Raw genomic sequence first — 19,487 nt, 5'->3', positions numbered from 1 at the left:
ACGTCGTTTAGCATAAAAAGTGTTCCATTAACATCGTAAAAGAAACTTTGGAAATAAATTTTTTCAAGAATCTGTAGTAACAACTTTCGCTTTTATCCAAAGCTCAAGTTACATAACGCAGAACATTATAGAACAAAAATATAATATGATTAAAACGGCGAATAGAACTACAACTTAATTTAATTTATGTAACAGCTGTTTTACGACATATTGTTCATCAACAATATAATTTATCTTATCCATTACAACATCCTCAAATAATAAGTGTTCAAAAAACATTAAAACTAAAACAATCATAGTATATTTATGGTTTTAACAATTAAATCGTTAATACTGTATTTAAAACGCAGTGTTAGCACCAAAAACAAATCAACTTTATAACTAATTACATTTAACCAATGCTATGAAAACAATTTCAACTTTTATGTGTGTATGCATATATTTTATTCTGGGCACGGCACAACATCATGCACAAGCCGTACTCATTAAACACGGTTCGGGGAGTTCATCGCAAACGGTAGACCTCGGTACGCCTATAGAGAACTTTTACTATAACTGGGAAAATGCCACAACGGTAACTGTTACGGGTTTACCCAACGGGATAAACGCCGATATAGAAAACGAACAAAGCAAAGTGAGTTTTAGTGGCGTACCTACAGAAACTGGCGTGTTTAAATATACAATTACTACGGTTGGTGGTACTCCCGATGCCGAAAAATCGGCCACGATTACCGTAAACGAAGCAAGTACAACCGACCTTACTCCTGCTTTTCCGACAGCCGAAGGACATGGTAAATACACTACAGGTGGTCGCGGCGGTAAAGTAATTTATGTAACCAACTTAAACGATTCTGGTACGGGCAGTTTAAGAGCGGCCGTTACAACGAGCGGCCCGAGAATTGTTGTGTTTAAAGTATCGGGAACCATTGCCTTGCAATCGCGATTAAGCATTAACAGAGACGACATTACCATAGCAGGACAAACGGCTCCTGGCGATGGTATTTGTTTGAAAAATTACTCGGTAGAAATTAGCGCCAATAATGTTATTGTAAGGTATTTAAGATTTAGAATGGGCGACGAAATGCAAACCGAAGACGATGCTTTTAAAGGCAGAAACCGAAGCAATATTATTATAGACCATTGTTCTATGAGCTGGGGTACCGACGAGTGCGCATCGTTTTACGACAACACCAATTTTACCATGCAATGGTGTGTACTTTCAGAAAGTCTTCGTAACTCGGTTCACGAAAAAGGCAAACACGGCTACGGTGGTATTTGGGGCGGTAAAGGCGCAACGTTTCATCATAATTTGTTAGCGCATCACGACAGCAGAAATCCACGTTTTAATGGTAGCCGCTACTCTAACCAAGCCGATTTAGAATTGGTAGATTTCAGAAATAACGTGCTTTATAATTGGGGCGGCAATAGTGGTTATGCTGGTGAAGGTGGACGCTACAATATGGTAAACAATTATTACAAACCAGGACCAGCCACGAAATCTGGAGTACGCGATCGTATTTTCGAACCCTATGCCGATAATGGTGGCAATTCGCAAGCTGCAGGTATCTGGGGAACGTTTTATGTTGATGGAAATTATGTGAACGAAAGTACTACCGTTACCAACGATAACTGGCAAGGTATAGACCCGAATCCGTCTTCTAAAAGTAAAGACGAGTTGAAGTCCACTACTCCTTTTGAAGCTCAAAATATACCAACCGATGCTTCGCAAGATGCGTACACCAAAGTATTAAATTACGTAGGGGCTTGCTTGGTGCGCGACAACGTTGATGCACGTATTGTTGAAGAAGTAACCAACGGCACTTATACCTATACGGGCTCTAACGGAAGTACCAACGGATTGATAGATTCGCAAGCCGATGTTAATGGTTGGCCAACATACAACAGCACCGAAGCGCCAACAGATACCGATGGCGACGGCATGCCAGACGATTGGGAAACTAGCAACGGTTTAAACAGTAACGATGCTACAGATGGCATAACCTACACCTTAAGCGATATGTACACTAATGTAGAGGTTTACCTTAATAGTATTGTCGAGCACATTAGCGATAAGTTGTTAAGTGTTAATACTATAAACAATGACATTACATTTAAAATCAAGTTATTTCCTAATCCTGTTACCACACAGTTACATCTACAAACTAATATGCCATTGCAAACTATTACAGCTGTATCTGTTTATAATCTATTGGGCAAACGTGTAGCCGTATTACATGCAGACGATCTTAAATCTAACAGCAATACCCTAAGCATACCAACGGCACACTTAAATAATGGGTTATATATTTTAAAAGTACAAACCGCACAATCAACAAAAACCTATAAGTTTATTAAAGAATAAACGCATATAACATTCTTAATTTGACGAAAAGACTGACTTAAAATGATTTAAATCAGTCTTTTTTTTATTGAATGTCTTGAAATTGAATTCGTTTCTAAAACTGAAAATATTTCAAAACCTGTCATTATTACCGATTATAGATCTTGGCTTGATTTTGGCGGCTGTTACACCAGAATATAAAATATATAGCGCATAAAAGTTATGTCTGCTATATTTTATAAACAAAACATATAAATATGAGTCAAGTTAAAGAGAACAACACCGTAAAGGTACACTACACAGGAAAATTAGCGAACGGACAAGTGTTCGATACTTCGGAAGGTCGTGAACCTTTAGAGTTTACTTTAGGACAAGGACAAATGATTCCTGGTTTTGAAAACGGTTTAATCGATATGAAATTAAACGAAAAAAAGACCATTACCTTAACTAAAGATGAAGCTTTTGGTGAGTCTCGTCCAGAATTAATTCAAGAAGTTCCAAAAAATCAATTACCTCCAGAAATACAACCAGAAGTTGGTATGGGCTTAGTATCTAAAGCTCCAGACGGTACAGAACATAATTTAATGATTGTAGATGTTAAAGACGAAAGTATAGTCGTAGACGCCAATCATCCACTTGCCGGCCAAGATGTGGTGTTCGATTTAGAAGTCGTAGACATCAAAGCCTAAAAACAATTTTATAAATAATATGATCCTGATGTTTTAAACAAGCGTTTAAGCATCAGGATTTTTTTATTAAAGTGTGGCTACGTTTTCAGTAAAAAACCTTCTTTTTGTACACGTCATACAGTCTGTACGCGTTAAAAACATCCCATTTTAGCCCCTTATTAAATATTGATTTAATAAAATTTATCATATTATTAGTCAATTCAATAAAACGCTTTGTTATTTCTTTCAAAAAATTAATTTTAACATATTTAATGTAATTAATATTCTAATTTTAGTGGGGTAATTCAATAATCATCAAATGAAATTTTCCCCTATTAGCAGACGCTCTTGGTTAAAACAAGGCGCCTTAACCATGGCTGGTTTGGCCATGATGCCTACCGAAGCATGGTCTCATACTGTTACGCATGCTCAAAAAAACAACCTTACGTTTTTATTTAATACAAACAGTTCTTTTAATGAATTTACACCTCCTAAAGTAGATGACACAACTTTAAAAGCAATATTACGAGCCAACGAAAACCCTTATGGGCCACCTCCCCTTGCCGCTAAAGCGTTTCAGGACGAGGTGTTTTCGGGAAATCGTTATGCTTGGGAAACTTTAAATCAATTAATACAAAACATAGCAGATAAAGAAGGTGTACAAACCGATCAGATTTTAATGGCGCCAGGCTCATCTGATATTTTAGAAAAAGTAGCCATGGTCTTTTTCCAAAAAGGTGGTAATGTCATTAGTGCCGACCCGAGTTACATGTCTTTAATTCATGTATCTGAAGCTGTTGGCGGACACTGGAAATCGTATAAATTACTCCCCGATTCGCAGCACGACCTTAAAGCTATGGAAGCTGGTATAGATAGTAATACCAAATTGATTTATATCTGTAACCCCAACAATCCAACGGGTTCCATTACCAACGCTACCGACTTAAAAGCGTTTTGTAGTCGCGTGTCTACCAAAGTACCAGTATTTGTAGATGAAGCTTATATAGAGCTTTCGGACAATGGTTTAAAAGATAGTATGGTAGATTTAGTAAGTCAGGGTAAAAACGTTATGGTTGCGCGAACATTTTCTAAAATACACGGTATGGCCGGATTACGGATTGGTTATCTAGTAGGCAAAAAAGAAACGATAGCTCAAATTAATGCCATTACCAGAGGAGGGATGGGTATTACAGGACCGTCAGTTATGGCGGCAACAACCAGCTTAAAAGGACAGGATTTTTTAAACATGTCTAAATCTAAAATTGCTGAAGCTAGAGCATACACCACAGCATATCTTAAAAAGAAAAATTACAACTACCTGCCATCGCAAACAAATTTTATCATTTTCGAAATCGATATGGATGGTAAAGATTTTTTAAAAGCCATGTATGGCAAAGGTGTTGGGGTTCGCGCCTTTACGTTTTGGGATAAAAACTGGTGCCGTGTGTCTATGGGTACTATGGAAGAAATGCAATTATTTACAGATGCTTTAGATCAAATACTTTAACTTATGACGGATGCTCACATAAAAGCACTTTCATTTATTGTTTTTATACTTTTAGGAATCATCTTAAAACAAAAGTTTAGCTCGAAAGATGAAGTTAATGGTTTAAAAAAAATCATCTTGCTACTGGCTTTACCAGCAACCATCTTTATTGCTTTATTAAACATAGAATTGCATGCAGATTTACTTTGGTTACCACTATTTGCTTTAGCATTTAATGGCGTTTTGTTTGTTTTAACTCCTGTATTTTTAACCGTATTGGGCATCAATAATACAGCTATACGCAACACATCAAGACTACTTATTCCTTCTTTGGCTCCTGGGCTCTCTTGTTTTCCATTTATTTTAGAATTTTTAGGAACACCTTTTTTAGCTAAAGCCGCAATGGCCGATTTAGGGAATAAGTTTTTCGTGTTGTTTGTACTGTATCTTGTGGCCATTACTTGGTATCGCAAAAATCAGGAATCTGCCCCAGAACCCTTAAAGCACAAATTAAAAGCCTTGGCTAAGGTTATGTTATTAGAACCTGTTAACATCTTCATATTAATCGCTTTATCTTTTGTAGGTTTCGGGATACACATGGAAAATTTACCCCAATTTATTCAACAAAACTTAGAACGCTTAAGCAGCATCATGACGCCTTTAGTGCTTTTATTTATTGGTTTAGCCGTCGTTATTAAAAAAAAGCAAATAGCCCAAGTTTTTTCGCTACTGATGCTGCGTTACGGATTCAGTATTTTGCTTATCGGCAGTATTGCTGCTATAAGTCCTTTTCAAGTACAAGACGATTTGTTGTTAGCTTTAGTTTTTGGTTTAAGCGCTTGTAGTTTTTGGCCCTTTGCACATATTTCCAGCATCGCATCAAAAGAACTGGACATTACTGAAGAGCGACAAACGTTTCATGTAGATTTTGCGTTATCCATTTTAGCCTTATCGTTACCCTTATCGGTTTTATTTATTTTAACCATATTCACAGCCAAATCAACTTTTGTACAACCTGTTAACAGCCTAATATTTGGAGTTATTATTTTAAGTCTTGGTTTACTATTACCCATGTATAATACTATAAAATTATGGCGAAAACTAAAACGCGATGCAGCGACTCCACAAGATTTTAAGGACTTAATATCTCATCTATTTCAATTTCAAAAATAATTTTTTTGAAGTACGCCATTCCGTTTTAACAGATATAACTCCTATCTTTGGTGCATAATTTTAAAGTCTTATGGCCCTAGAAATTCGAGATGTTCAAGTGATGCGTTATATCACTCCTTTACGCGAAGGTGGCTCCTTACCTGCGATTGCTGAAGCCGACGACGGGTTTAATTATGTCGTAAAATTTAAAGGCGCTGGTCATGGCCCCAAAGGATTGATATCGGAATTTTTGGGTTGTGAGATTGCGCGAGCACTCGGTTTATTAGTGCCTGAAATTGTATTTGCAGATTTAGATGAAGCTTTTGGTCGTACAGAAGGCGATGAAGAAATTCAGGATTTACTAAAATGGAGTCAAGGTAGGAATATTGGCCTACACTATTTGTCTGGTGCCGTAAATTTCGATCCTGTTGTAACTACAGTTAACGAAACTCTAGCTTCTAAAATCGTGTGGCTAGATGCTTTTATAACGAATATAGACCGTACCGCTAGAAATACCAATATGCTCATTTGGAATAAAGAACTTTGGTTAATAGACCACGGTGCTTCATTTTATTTTCAGCATACTTGGAAGGATATCGATAAAGCAGCCAAAACGCCTTTCAACTTAATAAAAGATCATGTGTTGTTACCTCAAGCCACACAACTTGAAACGGTTAACAACCATTTTAAAACCGTGTTAACACCAGATTTTTTTAAAACTTTGGTCGATTTAATTCCTGAATCTTGGTTGATTTGGGATGGTTTTCTGGAAACTCCAGAAGATTTTAAAAAAGGATATTTAGAGTTTTTAACCACGCGTTTAGCACATTCAGAAATTTTTACAAACGAAGCCATACATGCCAGAAAAACTACTATATGAATATGCCATAATTAGGTATGTGCCGCAAGTAGAACGCGAAGAGTTTTTAAATCTTGGCGTTATTTTATTTTGCAAGCAACACAAGTGTATTAAAATCGATTTTAATATCGATATCCAGCGTATTGAAGCCTTTAGCAAAGTGGCTAATCTTAGCGTTTTACAAGAGCACTTACTTGCTTTTAAGCGTATTGCCGAAGCACAAAACAACAGTGGAGTAATTGGCGCTTTAGATGCCGCCTCGCGATTTAGATGGTTAACCGCTGTAAGGAGTTCGGTGATACAAACATCTAGGCCACACCCAGGGTTTAGCTACGATTTAGATTGTACCCTATCGCAGTTAATGACCACTATGGTGCTTCAAAATTAGCATTATACACACCAAAAAGAGCTTCTAAAGTCTTAGCCCGATATTTAAAAATGTTTTCTAATTTAGGTTTTACCAGTATCGGAAATAACAGTTTGCCTAGCCATCCAAATGGTAATTTAAAATCTACAACGTCTTCCATTTCAACACCGTCAGCGATCTCCTTAATAAAATGTTTATGATGCCATAGTTTATAAGGACCAAACCGTTGTTCGTCTACAAAATATGTTGGCGCATGAACCTGAGTAATCTCGGTAACCCAATGCGTTTTAAACGTTCCAAATGGCTTTACAGTATATTCAATAATTTGTCCGGCAAACATAGGCTTATCGGCACCTAAAATAATCTCGAAATCCATCGTTTTTGGTGTAATTACTTTTAAATTTCGAGGATTCGATAAAAACTCCCAAGCTTGCTCAATAGTAATGGGTAATTTTTGTTTGGCTGCTAAACGATACAATAAGCCCGACGACGTAATTTGCATATCAATGTGTAAGCTTAAGCTTTTAAATGTTTTGTTATTTTTTTGCTCAACGGTTTTGTAATGGAATAATAATAGTCTATCAGTTGCCCATTTTCATCAATCAGATATTTTTGAAAATTCCATTTTACAGAAGAACTTTTTATGCCGTTAATGGTCTTGTCGGTTAACCAAGCGTACAACGGATGCTGATCTTTTCCTTTTACATCTACTTTTTCGGTCATTAAAAATGATACCCCGTAATTGACTTTACAAAATGAAGCAATCTCATCATGTACACCCGGTTCTTGATTTCCAAATTGATTACACGGTACACCTATAACCATTACATTCTCCTTATAAGTATCGTATAAGTTTTGTAAATCTTCATATTGGTTTGTAAAGCCACATTTAGATGCCGTGTTGACTATAAGTAATTTTTTTCCTTTAAAACTCTCCAAATCAATAGGCTCACCTGTAAGGCTATTAATCTTAATATCATAAATAGATTGTTGTGCTGTCATAGTTAATGTCTTTATCCCCTAATATACAATTCCTTTTAAATACTATTAAATTTCGTAAATGCATTATGTTAGATTTAACACGGCGTTAAAGTATTACTAAACACATAAAAAATGAATGTTTATTCTTTTTTTGATTGTAACTTTGCTGCGGATTTATAATTATGATTTCACAAAAGAAAAGCGAAATTAAACGAGCCGCATTAGTTAAAGCTACCATTAGCTTGGTGAATAACCAAGGGTTTCATGCAGCCCCCATGTCTAAAATAGCTAAACTCGCCAATGTATCGCCTGCAACCATTTATTTGTATTTCGAAAATAAGCAGGATCTTATTAATCAGGTATATGTTGAAGTTAAGGCACGGTTTATGGACTATGCGTTTAAAACTTACACCGAAACCATGACTGTAGAAGAAGGTTTTAAAACGGTATGGTATCGTATCGCAGCATTTAAAATTAACGATATCGAGCAAGGTTTTTTTCTTTCTCAATGTGAAAACACTCCCATGATTGAAGAACATTGCCGAAAACAAGGGCTTCAATATTTAAATCCCCTACTCGACCTCTGGGTTAAAGGTCAAGAGCAACATATTATTAAAAAAATAGCCCCACACATACTTTATGCCAATACCATTTATCCTTTGGCTTTTTTAATGAATGCTCAAAAACGAGGCGATTTTAAACTTACAAAACAACATTTAGACACGGCTTACCAATGCGCTTGGGATAGCATAAAAAATAATAACGCTTAAATACATTACACATAAATTAATATGGAATTAATAGACAAATTAAACTGGAGATACGCTGCAAAAGCCATGAACGGACAAACCGTAGCACAAGATAAAATTGATCGCATTTTGGAAGCTGCACGATTAGCGCCTACATCCAGCGGTTTACAACCTTTCGAAATTTTAGTGGTTACCAATCCAGACATAAAAGCCAAAATTAAAGAGGTGGCTTGGAATCAGTCTGTAGTAACAGATTGTTCGCATTTATTGGTGTTTGCCGCATGGGACACTTACACGGCAGAGCGTATAAACGAAGTTTTTGATTTAACCAACAAAATTAGAGGTTACGAAAACGAAGGTTTTGAAGCTTACCGACAAAAGTTATTAAGCTTTTACCCAAACCAAGACCCAGAAAACAACTTTACGCATGCTGCCAAACAAGCTTACATCGCTTTTGGTTTAGCCATAGCTGCAGCGGCTTACGAAGGTGTAGATGCCACACCAATGGAAGGCTTTACGCCAGAAGCAGTAGACGAGATTTTAGGCTTACGCGACAAAGGTCTCCGCAGTGCTATTTTATTACCACTAGGCTATCGGGACGAGGCTAACGATTGGTTGGTAAATCAGGTTAAAGTTAGAAAGGCTACAGAAGATTTAGTTACCGTTATAGATTAGATTTTTTGTAATCTAAAGCTAGAGAACATAACAAATTTAAATTACCACTAAAATAAAAACGATATGAACAATTTTGAATTTATAAATCCAACAAAAATTATTTTTGGAAAAAACACCATAGCTAAACTTACAGAGGAAATCCCTGCTAATGCCAAAGTTTTAATGCTTTACGGTGGTGGAAGTATTAAAAAAAACGGAATTTATGATCAGGTTAAAGCGGCATTAAAAACCATAGACCATATCGAATTTGGTGGTATACCAGCAAATCCGGAATACACGGTTTTAATGCAGGCTTTAGAGCTTATAAAAAATGAAAACATCACCTATTTACTAGCTGTTGGCGGTGGTTCGGTAATAGACGGCACCAAATTTTTATCGGCTGCAGCTTATTTTAAAGGCGAAACACCTTGGGACATTTTAACCGAAAAAATACGCACAGAACAAGGGATGCCTTTTGGAACCGTATTAACACTTCCCGCAACAGGTTCGGAAATGAATTCGGGAGCGGTTATCACTAGAGCGTCAACACAGGAAAAACTTGCTATGGGCGGCCCTGGTTTATTCCCTACATTTTCTATACTAGATCCTCAGGTTATTCAGTCCATTCCAAAACGTCAGTTGGCCAATGGTATTACCGATGCTTTTAGTCATGTATTAGAGCAATACCTTACCTATCCTATTGGTGCATTATTACAAGATCGGTTTGCAGAAAGTATCATGCAAACGCTAATAGAAGTTGCGCCAAAAATTTTAAAAGATCCTAAAGATTATGAAGCCGCTTCTAATTTTATGTGGAGTTGTACTATGGCCTTAAACGGTTTAATCCAAAAAGGAGTTCCTACAGACTGGGCGGTTCATGCTATGGGGCACGAACTTACTGCCTTGTTCGGTATCGATCACGCCAGAACCTTAGCCATTATAGCGCCGAGTCATTATCAGTACAATTTCGAAACTAAAAAAGAGAAACTGGCACAATATGCAGAACGTGTTTGGCAAATTAACAGCGGAAGTTTAGAAGATAAAGCCTATGCTGCCATCGAAAAAACAGAGCAATTCTTTAATAGTTTAGGTATAGATACTAAACTATCTAAATACACAAAAGATTACGACGGTACGGCCGAAATTATAGCCCAACGTTTTACAGAGCGAGGCTGGTTAGGTTTAGGGGAACGTCAAGCTTTAAAACCTGAAGATGTAGAGAGTATTGTACTTATGGCTTACTAAAGCCATGCATTTATTAACTTAAAAACTCAAACATTATGAAAATTTTATTTGTATTAACATCGCACGATACATTAGGAAATACAGGAAAGAAAACTGGTTTTTGGATTGAAGAATTTGCGAGTCCATATTATGCCTTGGCAGATAATGGTGCTCAAATTACTATTGCTACACCTAAAGGCGGGCCTGCACCAATAGACCCAAGTAGTGATACCGAAGAAAATGCAACTCCGGCAACAAAACGTTTTAAAACTGATGCTGAAGTGCAAGAGAAAATTCAAAATACCATTCCTTTATCTGTTGTTAATGCTAACGATTATGCGGCTATATTTTACCCTGGCGGTCATGGTCCTTTATGGGATTTAGCTAACGACAGTACATCTATTAAATTAATTGAACAATTTAATGCCGCTGAAAAACCAATAGGTTTGGTGTGTCATGCTCCAGCAGCTCTTAAATATGTTAAAAATACAGATGGTGCACCTTTAGTACATGGCAAGCAAGTAACCGGTTTTTCTAATTCGGAAGAAGCCGCCGTGCAACTTACCGATGTGGTTCCGTTTTTGGTAGAAGATATGTTAAAGGCCAATGGCGGTAATTATACCAAAACTAACGATTGGGGCGTACATGTGGTTAAAGACGGACATTTAATTACGGGACAAAATCCTGCTTCATCAGAATTGGTTGCCGAAACTTTACTAAAAGCTATTAAACCACTTCGTAATGGATAAAATTTAAATCTGAATGATACTATGAAGGCCTTAACGTTTATGTTGAAGGCCTTTATTTTTTAATAATGCCTTATATTCGCTTCAAAACATAAAGATGCACAGAAAAAACAAGCATAATACTACTTATAATTTCGATGCCTTAATTACAGCAAATCCTTCATTAAAGCCGTTTGTTTTTCTGAGTCCTTTAAGTCAAAATCAAACTATAGATTTTTCTAACCCAGATGCTGTTTATCAATTAAACAAAGCCATTTTACTAAAAGATTATGATCTTAAAGATTGGCAATTATCAAAAGGTTATTTATGTCCGCCCATTCCTGGGCGAGCCGATTATCTTCACCATATACATGATTTATTACAATCGGATTCAAGTATTGAAAACAATTCAGCCATAAAAGGTTTAGATATAGGTGTTGGGGCAAATACTATCTACCCTATTTTAGCGGCTAAATTATACCAATGGCAAATGGTGGGCTGCGATATTAACGAACAGGCCATTATTAGTGCCCAACAAAATGTGTCTTTAAATCCGTCGTTGCAATCGTTTATCGAAATCCGTTTACAAAATAATCCTGCTTATATGTTTAAAAATATTGTTGGTTTAGAGGAATCATTTCACTTTACAATGTGCAATCCCCCATTTTTCAGTTCGGAAGACGATGCCAGAAAAGCCTCATTGTCTAAAACCAGAAATTTAAATCAAAATTTAGGTACTCTTAATTTTGGAGGACAAGCCAATGAACTGTGGTGTAATGGTGGTGAAGCTTTATTTATTAAACGAATGATAAAACAAAGTACCGAATTTAAGCACCAAGTCATATGGTTTACTACTTTAGTTTCTAAACAAGCCCATGTTGCCAAATTGCAAAAACAACTCGATAAAGTTAAGGCTAGCCATAAACTAATACCTATGGAACAAGGACACAAAAAAAGCAGGATTTTAGCTTGGAAATACGACTAAATAATGTGTATTTAGACTCGAAAAAACACAATTCTAGCTAACTATTTTCTCACTAGTAAGTACTCTATACTCGCTACCAAAAACTACTTAGTCCTCTGGTGGAAACCCATTAATTTCTTCGTATAAATCGTCGAAATTTTCGCGGATATATGCTCTTAATTTTTTGCGGTAATCGTCGCGCAACCATTCTACAAAATTGTAGGTGCTTTTACTAATACACTTGGTGTAACGTTGTATGCGGTAATCGATATCGTCGCCCAACATTTTGGCCAAACCTAGCGCATCGTACATATCTTCGCTATTTTCTGTACAGATATAAGCATGATGATGTATGGAACGCTCTAAAACCACTTTAGACGATTCTCCTTTACGGATGGAGTCGATGTAAGTTTTTCTGACATCGAAATATACCGAATTGGATTTCGAAAATTCCTGACGTAAATCTTCAGGCATTTCGTACCTGAAATTTTCTTCTAATTCTTCATCACTTAAAATACCATCAAGATAAAAGTTTGGCGATCTAAAAATTTTCTGCCAATCTAAATCGGCTCCCCATGGTCCAAAACGGTGAAAGTTATTCCCTAAATCTATAACGTTAAACGTCGATTTATTTTTAAATATACGCGACCCACGACCAATCATCTGATAATATAAGGTAAGTGATTTCGTGGCACGATTTAATATGATTGATTCTACCGAAGGCTCGTCGAAACCTGTGGTTAATATACTTACCGATGTTAAAATAGCATCGGGTGTTTCCTTAAACCATTTCAGTATTTTTTTACGTTCCTTTTTGGTATTGGTATTATCTAAATGCTGTATAGGGTATCCTGCTGCTCTAAACGTGTCGTATACGTGCAACGAGGTGTTAATACCATTATTAAAAATAAGTGTTTTTTTGCCTTTAGAACGCTCTTCGTAAGCCTGAACCAATTTTCCTAACATATCGCTATTGGTGTACAGATCTTCAGACGATTTTACGGTATAATCGCCATTAGCACCAACAACCAACGAGGTTAATCCTACATTATAAGAATACACTTCTGCGCGTGCTAAAAACTCATTTTCTATCAACGATTGAATTGATTCTCCAACAATAAGCTCATTGTAGTTATCGTTCATTGGTAATTTTATATTCGAACTCAAAGGGGTTGCGGTAACTCCTAAAATGAATGAGTTTTCGAAAAACTTAAAAAGCTTAGTAAACGAGTTGTAATGTGCTTCATCAATAATCACTAAACCAACATCCGAAATATCTAATTTATCATCGTTCAAACGGTTATTTAAAGTCTCGACCATAGCCACAAAACAGCTGTACTCGTTTTGATCCTCTAAATTGGCTTTACTATGAATAACTTTATTGCTAACCCCAAATTCTGTAAGCATACCCGATGTTTGCTTGCATAACTCGATTCGGTGGGTCATAACCAAAACTTTCTTGTTATGATGCTTTAAATATTGTCTTACAATTTCAGAGAATATTACGGTTTTACCACCACCTGTAGGTAATTGATACAATAAATGGTAATCTTCGGGCGCTTCTTCAAAACATTTAAAAATTCTGTTGATAGCTCCTTTTTGATAACTATATAAATCTTTTCCGGCTTTCCTTTCTGCTAATTCTGTAGCTGTAACTGACATTCACTTTGATTTTTAAGAGTTGCAAAAATAAGGCGTTTTCTAGGGTTTTGCAGATTTTTTTTAGAGAAATTATTAGAAACTCTTTTTTTAGGAATTATCTTCCTTTAAAATATCGTTTTAAGTTAATTTAAAGAATTATACCTCGAACAATTTAACATTCACAAAAACAGCGAATTATGCATTATTCAAAATAACTAAAATTATATATAATGATTTAAAATAGAATCTTCTTTAAATATAGAATACCAATTAAACTTTACTTTTTAAGTGCTTTACAGCACGATCATTATAAAATTTATAGTAGGCCAAAGCGCTTATAATAACGATAATTGCAACAATAACATACACAAATTTAGGTATTGGCACAGGGTCTCCTGTTGCATACGAATGTAGACCAGTTAAATAATAATTAACTCCAAAAGATGTCATAATTATTGAAAAAAAGGCAATAACACTAACCAAATTCAATACATAGCGATTGTTTAATTTTGGCACAAAATGTAAGTGCAAAACAATAGCATAAACTATTATACTAATTAACGCCCAGGTTTCTTTAGGGTCCCATGCCCAATAACGTCCCCAGGATTCGTTAGCCCAAACACCTCCTAAAAACGTACCGATAGACAGGATAAACAAACCTATAGTCATAGATAATTCGTTAATATAACTCAGTTCTTTAATACGCAATTCTATTTGGTAGCTGTTTGTTTTGTTTTTTACAATCATTAAAATTAAAGCCATTAACCCAAGCAAAGCCGATAAAGCCAAAGGTGCGTAACTGCTAATAATAGTAGCCACATGAATTTTTAACCAATACGATTTTAGAACAGGCATTAAATTCGTGATTTCCGGACTTAACCAGTCCAAATAACTTACGAACAACAGTGTGCCAGCAAACAGTGTTGCTAAAGGCAATGTAAAATCAGATTTTTTATAAAATACAATTCCAAAAAGCATGATAGACCACGCAACAAACGTAATCATTTCGTAACCGTTACTCCAAGGCGCATGCTGCGCTACATACCAACGCAGCAATAAGTTTCCTGTATGAATAATAAAAGTGATTAATGTAATAACAACCAAAGCATTAAAAATATAATTCAAATATTTTTTAGTAGAAAAAATACGATAAATCGCCATAACCAATAACACTAAACCTAAGGTCCAATAGGCTTGAAATAGCCAGAAGTACAAGTTTAGCTCGTTGTACCACAATTCGGCTTCTAAATGTTGTTGCGATGGCATAATATCTGCCGCTATAATTTGCTGATATTTCTTAATGTAAGCTAAATCGTTTTCCGCAGCAGTCCAATCCCCACTGGATTTTGCATTGTAAATATCTCTAAAATAAATAGGAAGTATGCCTTTAGCAAAATCGGAGTCTTCTTGTTTAAAATTAGAGAAATTGTGTGACGGACTATACCAAGTCTGCGTCTCATCGTCTTTCAACGGAAAGATTTTTAAATAATTTCCCGAAAAAATATTATATAAAATATTAAATCGCTCATCAACTTTTATAATTTCTTTATCAAATTCACTACGCTCTGCTGGCTTTTTGGTATTGGCCTCGGCAACATACGACTCTAAAATATAATCGCCATCTTTTTTTATAAATTGATTAAAAGCTACCAAATTATCGGAAGATCGTTCTAACTCATTAAATACAGTTCCTCCCTTTTCTGGGTCTATCTTTATTAAAGGAATTTTTGACCACGCTTCGGGATTGGCGTGAATAGCCAAAAAAGTCTGGTTAGCATCTAATCGTACATGTTCTGTTTTATAATAGGGTCTACGGGAAATTTTTCTTAAAAATTCTGAAGCTAAAGAGTTTATAGGTTTTATCCTGCCATCTAAATCCTGAACCATTAATCTGCCAAAAAGCGATGCATGATATTTATCGATCACTTGGGTTTTTACCAAACTATCAGCGTCTTTATCTACAGGATTATTTGCTTTTGCTTTAAAAACCAAAAACAGCAGCAAGATGGTTACTAAAACTTTTTGTTGTTTTAATTTTTTAAGTTTTCGCTGTATTAACGAAAAACGGGAGCCTTTACCAAAAAGGGTCCACAACATACCCAATCCCATTAAAAAATAACCAATATAAGTAACATAAGTTCCCGGACGGTCGTGATTTACAGCTAAAACTGTTCCCTGTTCATCGGTATCATAAGAGGCTTGAAAAAATCGATAGCCATCATAATCCAATACATTATTCATATAAATTCTATAATCGAAAGCGTCTTGGTTTCTCTTGTCTGTTAAAGTTATTTCGCTAGCATAAGACGACGGACTGGTAGAGCCTGGATAACGCACCAATTCGAAATCGTTTAATTTCACTTCAAAAGGCGTAAGTATGGGTGTGGCACCGTAAGATAATGTTACTGCTACATCATTTATGGTCTTTGTTTCCGTACTTGGCAAAAATCCGTGCCGGTACAATAGCTCAACATCTTCAGTTTTTCCGTTAACAGTAGCTTCTAAAATAAGAATATCATCAATAGTATCTTTATTATCTTTTGGCTTTTCGGATGCAGATACCCATCCCATTTTTGCATTTTTGTGATAAGTTACTGGCACAAAAGATAAATCGCCTACACGATATAAAGTTCGTAAAGTCATAGGGTGCCAACTATTTGCTTCTAAATTTCCAGCTTTTTGTTCGGCCATTACAAAAGAGCTAATAGTATGGGCGGCTTTAATTTCTAAGCCTGTTTGTGTTTCTCTAATATTAACGGCGTTTGGGTGTTCGTTTTGAAAGGCTACTTCGTGTTGATGCAGACCAACTTTCATGATTTCTCCCTTCTTTAGCAGTCTATTTTCACGACCTTCACCTTCCGAAACAACAACTTCCAAAATAGATTCACCGTCAGTATCAACATCTTTTAAATCCAATGTAGCATCAGCTATAAACTCTTTAAAAGTAATTGTAATATTGTTTCCGTCTAACGTTTCACTTAAACTGAAATTATTATCTCTTAAAGGTGAAAAATACAGTTCCTTTTTTGCGTTTACTGCTTTGTTGTTTGTACTGGCATGAAGCTGAATAAAATTTCTATCGGAAATGATAGTATTAGACGTTCCGCCCTCACGAATTCTCATAATACCTTCGTAAGCAGTAAAACGGGTAATGCCCGCCCCTATTAAAATAATTACAAAAGCAAGATGAAACAGTAGTATGGGCGTTTTTCCTTTGCGATACAGTTTATATTTAAAAATATTTGCTATAAAATTTAAGGTCAACAGAAGCATTACAACTTCAAACCACCAAGAATTATAAATTAAAGTACGCGCCGTTTGCGTACTAAAATCGTTTTCCACAAAAGTGGCTGTAGCCATAGAAATGGCGAAGATTAAAAGTAGAATTAATGCTGATGCAGGCGAAAATAAGAGGCGAAATATTTTATTCATAATTTATAAATATAACAAACCTCATGATTGCGTAACAATCATGAGGCTGTTGAAAATTAGCTGGTTATAATTTCATTAATTACTCATTGTAACTTGTTTTATTCCCATTTTAGATTCTCTTTCTTTAGCTTTTTCTAACCAAACAGGAATTAAATTCTTTTTAAATGCTTCTTTTTCTTTTTTTAATTGCTCTAAATCTATACCGATATAGTGTTGTGCTTTTTCTTTTGTGCTGACATCTGGAAAATCTAATGGTTTATCATACCCTAATTCGGCTAATAATCTGGCCAATTTTACACGAGCATCTAACGCAACATTTAGTCCAGAAGTAATAACTCGCCCAATTTCTACTGGTGCGTGGAATGAAGCTCCGTGAGATGCTGCAGCATAATCCCAACGCCATTGTGCATGACGAATATCCGTTAGAATCGGTTTCATTTGTTCTTCGGTTGCACCTAATTCCCAAGCTTTTCCTGCTTCTAAATGGGCTTTAACTAAGGCATCTTCTAATTTTAAACGAGAGTCGGTCGATGCTTTTTGTCGAGAATATACATTCTCTATTAGTTTGGTAGCTTCCTGTCTGTGACAAACCTGACAAGAATTAGCCACATTGTTTAAAGGGGATTGAATATGATGATCTGTAAATTTTTGACCACCTTCCGATTTGTAAGGCATATGGCAGTCGGCACACGATACCCCACGATCGGCATGCACACCAGTTAAATAGGTTTCGTAACCTGGATGTTGTGCTTTTAACATTGGCGCCTTGCTAATTTCGTGAGTCCAATCGCTAAACTCTATATCGTCGTAGTAAGCTTCCATGTCTTCTGCTGCCATTCCATTTTTCCATGGAAACACTAAATAAGGCACGCCTTCTTTTCCTGGCAAATTCTTATTAAAATAATATTCAACGTGGCATTGTGCGCAAACTAATGTACGCATCTCATTGTGTGTGGCCTGATTAATATCTTTCCCCATAGCTTCGAATGCTTCAATTAAAGCTGGACGAGTTATTTGTAAGCTCATATCTTTAGGGTTATGGCAATCGGCACAACCAATAGGGTTTACAATTTCCGAGCCTTTATCTGCCCATTTTCCTTTATAAAATTCAGCAACACCTATTTCATTCATTAAACGAGGTACATCTGGACTTTTACAAGTCCAACATGTTGCTGGCATAGGACCATCGCCATCGCCTTTTGGAGCTCCTGTTCTTAAAATATTGCGAACATCGTCTACCGCATAATAATGTCCGCGCCCTTGGTTATAATCTTTCGAAAATGCATATCCAGCCCATAGAATAACTAAACGAGGATCTTCTTCTAACATATCGCGCATGGCGCTTCCGCCTTGATAAGACGCAAAACTCGTATCGAGTGTTTGTATATACGATTGGTATTCTTTAGGAAAATTTTTACCCCAAACTTCATTTCTAGGTTCATTTTCTGCGATTTCAACTTGCGGAACATAAGCAAATTTCGCTTCACTTTTTCTGTTAATTACACTCGAAGCCAACATGCCAAGTAGAAAAACTACTATCGCGGTAATGACAAATAAGATCCAATTTTTCATGTGTATTAATTTTAATTACTTTTTAATTTCTTCTTTTAACCATTCTGGAATAACATCTTTTTCGGGGTCTGTAGGTATTGGAGCTATGGTATATTTTGTGCTCGATAAACCATGAACGCTACCGTGAGGCACTTCTCTATGGCAATCCCAACATTGCCGATCGGTTCTGTTACTCTGGTGAGCCTCGACCCAAGACGTTAATTTTGTATCGGTAATTTGTTGCTGGTGACAACGGATACAGTTTTGCTGAACCACTTCTTGCGAAGCTTCTTTCATGAAAATAACCTGAGGTTCGTTGCGCATTGTAAATACAGAAGCGTGATACAATCCGTCTTTAGCTTTAAAAAAATAAGTGTTGGCTATATTATCGTGCGGCACATGACATCCATTACAAGAGGCGACTTCTCTGTGCGAGCTATGCATCCAACTATTATATTCCGAAGTCATAACATGGCAGTTAACACACGCTTTAGGGTCGTCTGTCATATACGACACGACTTCAGATTCTTTTGCAAGAAATAATCCTAGTCCAACAATGCTTCCTAGAATAACAATAGCTACTGGAAGCCATCGTGAATGCTTATCTGGTAAAAGGTTAATTGCCAAAACATTGATTATTAGTTATGTAAATTTATAAAAAATAATTTTCAAAATGTAAGGTTTTTCTATAGT

Annotated in this window: 17 protein-coding genes; 11 read left to right on the top strand and 6 right to left on the bottom strand. The window is 36.0% G+C overall.

Annotated elements, in window-relative coordinates; genetic code table 11:
- Window positions 1–403 precede the first annotated feature (403 nt).
- The 6 genes from ACR9EA_RS08420 to ACR9EA_RS08395 all read left to right on the top strand — a co-directional run bounded on the left by ACR9EA_RS08420 (window position 404) and on the right by ACR9EA_RS08395 (window position 6,894).
- Window positions 404–2,362: a T9SS type A sorting domain-containing protein gene (locus tag ACR9EA_RS08420; protein ID WP_435139610.1), complete on the top strand. Its 1,959-nt coding sequence runs from the start codon at window positions 404–406 to the stop codon at window positions 2,360–2,362.
- A 236-nt stretch (window positions 2,363–2,598) separates the two neighbouring features.
- Window positions 2,599–3,030, top strand: a complete 432-nt coding sequence (locus ACR9EA_RS08415; RefSeq protein WP_435139608.1) for an FKBP-type peptidyl-prolyl cis-trans isomerase — start codon at window positions 2,599–2,601, stop codon at window positions 3,028–3,030.
- 298 nt (window positions 3,031–3,328) lie between these two features.
- Complete coding sequence (locus ACR9EA_RS08410; RefSeq protein WP_435139606.1) at window positions 3,329–4,516, top strand: pyridoxal phosphate-dependent aminotransferase; 1,188 nt, start codon at window positions 3,329–3,331, stop codon at window positions 4,514–4,516.
- Between the two features lie 3 nt (window positions 4,517–4,519).
- Window positions 4,520–5,668, top strand: coding sequence for a permease (locus ACR9EA_RS08405; protein ID WP_435139604.1), 1,149 nt, complete (start codon window positions 4,520–4,522; stop codon window positions 5,666–5,668).
- Window positions 5,669–5,738: 70 nt separating this feature from the next.
- Entirely contained in the window at window positions 5,739–6,527 is a 789-nt protein-coding gene (locus tag ACR9EA_RS08400) for a HipA family kinase (protein ID WP_435139602.1), read from the top strand.
- Window positions 6,505–6,894, top strand: a complete 390-nt coding sequence (locus tag ACR9EA_RS08395; RefSeq protein WP_435139600.1) for a DUF3037 domain-containing protein — start codon at window positions 6,505–6,507, stop codon at window positions 6,892–6,894. The genes ACR9EA_RS08400 and ACR9EA_RS08395 overlap by 23 nt, the downstream gene beginning before the upstream one ends.
- Here ACR9EA_RS08395 and ACR9EA_RS08390 read toward each other — a convergent pair.
- Both ACR9EA_RS08390 and ACR9EA_RS08385 read right to left on the bottom strand, forming a co-directional pair.
- Complete coding sequence (locus ACR9EA_RS08390; protein WP_435139598.1) at window positions 6,875–7,375, bottom strand: SRPBCC family protein; 501 nt, start codon at window positions 7,373–7,375, stop codon at window positions 6,875–6,877. The two genes, ACR9EA_RS08395 and ACR9EA_RS08390, sit on opposite strands and share 20 nt — an antisense overlap.
- 14 nt (window positions 7,376–7,389) lie before the next feature.
- Window positions 7,390–7,875 (bottom strand): glutathione peroxidase, encoded by a 486-nt coding sequence (locus tag ACR9EA_RS08385; protein ID WP_435139596.1) that lies wholly within the window; start codon window positions 7,873–7,875, stop codon window positions 7,390–7,392.
- Between the two features lie 161 nt (window positions 7,876–8,036).
- Between ACR9EA_RS08385 and ACR9EA_RS08380 the strand changes: the two genes are divergently transcribed.
- The 5 genes from ACR9EA_RS08380 to rlmF all read left to right on the top strand — a co-directional run bounded on the left by ACR9EA_RS08380 (window position 8,037) and on the right by rlmF (window position 12,191).
- Window positions 8,037–8,624, top strand: coding sequence for a TetR/AcrR family transcriptional regulator (locus ACR9EA_RS08380; RefSeq protein ID WP_435139594.1), 588 nt, complete (start codon window positions 8,037–8,039; stop codon window positions 8,622–8,624).
- Window positions 8,625–8,645: 21 nt separating this feature from the next.
- Window positions 8,646–9,278: a nitroreductase family protein gene (locus tag ACR9EA_RS08375; RefSeq protein WP_435139592.1), complete on the top strand. Its 633-nt coding sequence runs from the start codon at window positions 8,646–8,648 to the stop codon at window positions 9,276–9,278.
- 63 nt (window positions 9,279–9,341) lie between these two features.
- Window positions 9,342–10,502, top strand: coding sequence for an iron-containing alcohol dehydrogenase (locus ACR9EA_RS08370; protein WP_435139590.1), 1,161 nt, complete (start codon window positions 9,342–9,344; stop codon window positions 10,500–10,502).
- A 35-nt stretch (window positions 10,503–10,537) separates the two neighbouring features.
- On the top strand, window positions 10,538–11,230 hold the full coding sequence (locus ACR9EA_RS08365; protein ID WP_435139588.1) for a type 1 glutamine amidotransferase domain-containing protein: 693 nt from the start codon (window positions 10,538–10,540) through the stop codon (window positions 11,228–11,230).
- Window positions 11,231–11,324: 94 nt separating this feature from the next.
- Complete coding sequence (gene rlmF / locus ACR9EA_RS08360; RefSeq protein WP_435139586.1) at window positions 11,325–12,191, top strand: 23S rRNA (adenine(1618)-N(6))-methyltransferase RlmF; 867 nt, start codon at window positions 11,325–11,327, stop codon at window positions 12,189–12,191.
- A gap of 87 nt (window positions 12,192–12,278) precedes the next feature.
- Here rlmF and ACR9EA_RS08355 read toward each other — a convergent pair whose 3' ends face one another.
- The 4 genes from ACR9EA_RS08355 to nrfH form a co-directional block, all read right to left on the bottom strand.
- Window positions 12,279–13,832: a DEAD/DEAH box helicase gene (locus tag ACR9EA_RS08355; RefSeq protein ID WP_435139584.1), complete on the bottom strand. Its 1,554-nt coding sequence runs from the start codon at window positions 13,830–13,832 to the stop codon at window positions 12,279–12,281.
- 249 nt (window positions 13,833–14,081) lie between these two features.
- Window positions 14,082–17,243, bottom strand: coding sequence for a cytochrome c biogenesis protein CcsA (gene ccsA / locus ACR9EA_RS08350; protein WP_435139582.1), 3,162 nt, complete (start codon window positions 17,241–17,243; stop codon window positions 14,082–14,084).
- Between the two features lie 75 nt (window positions 17,244–17,318).
- Complete coding sequence (gene nrfA, locus ACR9EA_RS08345) at window positions 17,319–18,815, bottom strand: ammonia-forming cytochrome c nitrite reductase (protein ID WP_435139580.1); 1,497 nt, start codon at window positions 18,813–18,815, stop codon at window positions 17,319–17,321.
- 15 nt (window positions 18,816–18,830) lie between these two features.
- Entirely contained in the window at window positions 18,831–19,421 is a 591-nt protein-coding gene (nrfH, locus tag ACR9EA_RS08340) for a cytochrome c nitrite reductase small subunit (RefSeq protein WP_435139579.1), read from the bottom strand.
- Window positions 19,422–19,487: the final 66 nt, after the last annotated feature.

The organism is Formosa sp. A9, assembly GCF_051200825.1.
Taxonomy (GTDB): Bacteria; Bacteroidota; Bacteroidia; order Flavobacteriales; family Flavobacteriaceae; genus Formosa.
This window is presented reverse-complemented; position numbering and strand designations above follow the sequence as displayed.